Below are 2,041 nucleotides of genomic sequence, written 5' to 3' on the forward strand. Positions count from 1 at the left end.
AAAAGATATTTAATTGTGAATGGAGTTATTAGGTGTGCTAGTCCGATCTTGCGGGCGGCCCCGGGGGCCGGGCCGGTAATACCGGGCGGCCGCCGGGGCTTGAACCGGACATGAGCAACGACTCCGGTGCCCCTGCCCTGCCGGCCGGCCTGCAGCGTTTCCTGGCCGGCGCCGAAGCCCACTCGCTGAAGGTCGACGTCGCCGAACGCGCCGGCGCCCGCAGCCTCGCGGAGGCCGCGCAGCTGCTGGGCATCGCCGAGGCCGACATCGTCAAGACCCTGGTCATCAAGCACAAGGACGGCTCGTTCCTGTTCGCCCTCATTCCCGGCGACCGGCAGATCTCCTGGCCCAAGCTCCGCTCGCTGCTGGGGGTCAACAAACTTTCGCTGCCGCACGCCGATGTTGCCTACGCGGCGACGGGCTACCGGCGCGGCACCATCACCCCGCTGGGCAGCAGCACGGCCTGGCCGGTGTACGCCGACGAGTCCATCCGCGGCCGGCGGATATCGCTGGGCGCCGGGGAACACGGCTACTCCGCCTTCGTCGACGCCGATGCGCTGACGTCCGCGCTCGGCGCCACCGTCGCCGACATCTCCGACCCGGCCTGAGCCCGCCCGACCCGCTGAACCGCCGGGGCACCGGCCGCTGGTTCCGGCCCGCACAGCACAAAGCCCCGCCGCCCGGTGGGGCGGCGGGGCTTCGCAGAAGCTAAAGAGAACTTACTTGAGGGTGACGGTCGCGCCGGCAGCCTCAAGAACTTCCTTGGCCTTGTCGGCAGCTTCCTTGGTGGCGCCTTCGAGGACGGCCTTCGGAGCACCGTCGACCAGGTCCTTGGCTTCCTTGAGGCCCAGGGAGGTCAGCGCGCGGACTTCCTTGATCACTGCGATCTTCTTCTCGCCGGCAGCTTCGAGGACGACGTCGAACTCGGTCTGCTCCTCGGCAGCGGCTTCGCCGGCGCCGGCTGCGGGGCCTGCAACGGCAACGGCAGCAGCGGTGACGTCGAAGGTCTCCTCGAACAGCTTGACGAACTCGGAGAGCTCGATGATGGTCAGTTCCTTGAAAGCTTCAATGAGCTCTTCGTTGGTGAGCTTCGCCATGGTTGGCGTCCTTCCTGATAGGTGATGCGGCTGGTGTGTCCGCACCAAGAGTTGGTTGGTGAAGAGTCTTACTGCTCTTCGGCGGCAGCCTCGGCCGGGGCCTCGGTTGCTTCGGCAGCGGGAGCTTCGGCTTCGGCAGCTTCGGCCGGAGCTTCGGCAGCGGCGCCGCCGTTCTCCTCCTGCTTGATGCGCAGCGCATCGAGGGTGCGGGCCAGTGCGGACATCGGCGCCTTGAGGACACCGGCGACGCGGGCCAGCTGGTGCTCGCGGGATTCGAGAGCGGCCAGCGCAGCAACGGCGGTTGCATCTAGGGCCTTGCCCTCGAAGATACCGGTCTTGATGATGAGCTGCGGGTTGGACTTTGCGAAATCCGTCAGGGACTTGGCGGCTGCAACGGCGTCACCCTTGATGAAGGCGATAGCAGTGGGTCCGGAAAGCTGGCCTTCGAACGCGTCGATGCCGGCTTCCTTGGCTGCAATGCCAGTCAGGGTGTTCTTGACGACCGAGAACTTGGTGTCCTGGCCGAGAGAAACACGCAGCTCCTTGAGCTGTGCAACGGTAAGCCCGCGGTATTCGGTTAGGACTGCAGCGCTGGATTCCTTGAAATCGCTGGTGATTTCTTCAACGGCTGCCACCTTGGTTGGCGTTGCCATAACCCTCCTTCCGGGGAATAGTGCCGGTGGTTCGGGTCGCACGCATAAAAAACGCCCCATGCAGGCGCACGGGGCTTCGTTCCCGCTCCGGCGGTCCGGTGGCGGGGCAATGCTTCGTTCACCTGCGCAGGCCGTCCCAGGCATGGGACTTTCGGTTGAAAACGTGGAGGATTTCAACGACCGACGGTCTTTGGTTCTTCAAGGGCTGCCACCTTGGTTGGCGTTGCCATAACCCTCCTTCCGGGGAATAGTGCCGGTGGTTCGGGTCGCACGCATAAAAAACGCCCCATG

The 2,041-nt window shown here is 65.1% G+C and carries 3 protein-coding genes; 1 reads left to right on the forward strand and 2 read right to left on the reverse strand.

Features of this window, described 5'->3' with window-relative positions; translation table 11 throughout:
* The first annotated feature begins 110 nt into the window (after positions 1–110).
* Positions 111–608 carry an aminoacyl-tRNA deacylase gene (locus AC5RV2_RS17375; RefSeq protein WP_494093371.1) on the forward strand — a complete coding sequence of 166 codons (498 nt, stop codon included), beginning with the start codon at positions 111–113 and terminating at the stop codon, positions 606–608.
* A 111-nt stretch (positions 609–719) separates the two neighbouring features.
* Here the strand turns inward: AC5RV2_RS17375 and rplL are convergent, their stop codons facing one another.
* Positions 720–1,097, reverse strand: a complete 378-nt coding sequence (rplL, locus tag AC5RV2_RS17380) for a 50S ribosomal protein L7/L12 (RefSeq protein WP_494093372.1) — start codon at positions 1,095–1,097, stop codon at positions 720–722.
* A 68-nt stretch (positions 1,098–1,165) separates the two neighbouring features.
* Positions 1,166–1,750, reverse strand: coding sequence for a 50S ribosomal protein L10 (gene rplJ, locus AC5RV2_RS17385; RefSeq protein ID WP_494012736.1), 585 nt, complete (start codon positions 1,748–1,750; stop codon positions 1,166–1,168).
* Positions 1,751–2,041: the final 291 nt, after the last annotated feature.

The organism is Arthrobacter sp. Y3225116, assembly GCF_059091245.1.

Excerpts from the sequence above, each read along its gene's own strand:
- rplJ (WP_494012736.1), bottom strand. The coding sequence starts at position 1,750 with ATGGCAACGCCAACCAAGGTGGCAGCCGTTGAAGAAATCACCAGCGAT.
- rplL (WP_494093372.1), bottom strand. The coding sequence starts at position 1,097 with ATGGCGAAGCTCACCAACGAAGAGCTCATTGAAGCTTTCAAGGAACTG.
- AC5RV2_RS17375 (WP_494093371.1), top strand. The coding sequence starts at position 111 with ATGAGCAACGACTCCGGTGCCCCTGCCCTGCCGGCCGGCCTGCAGCGT.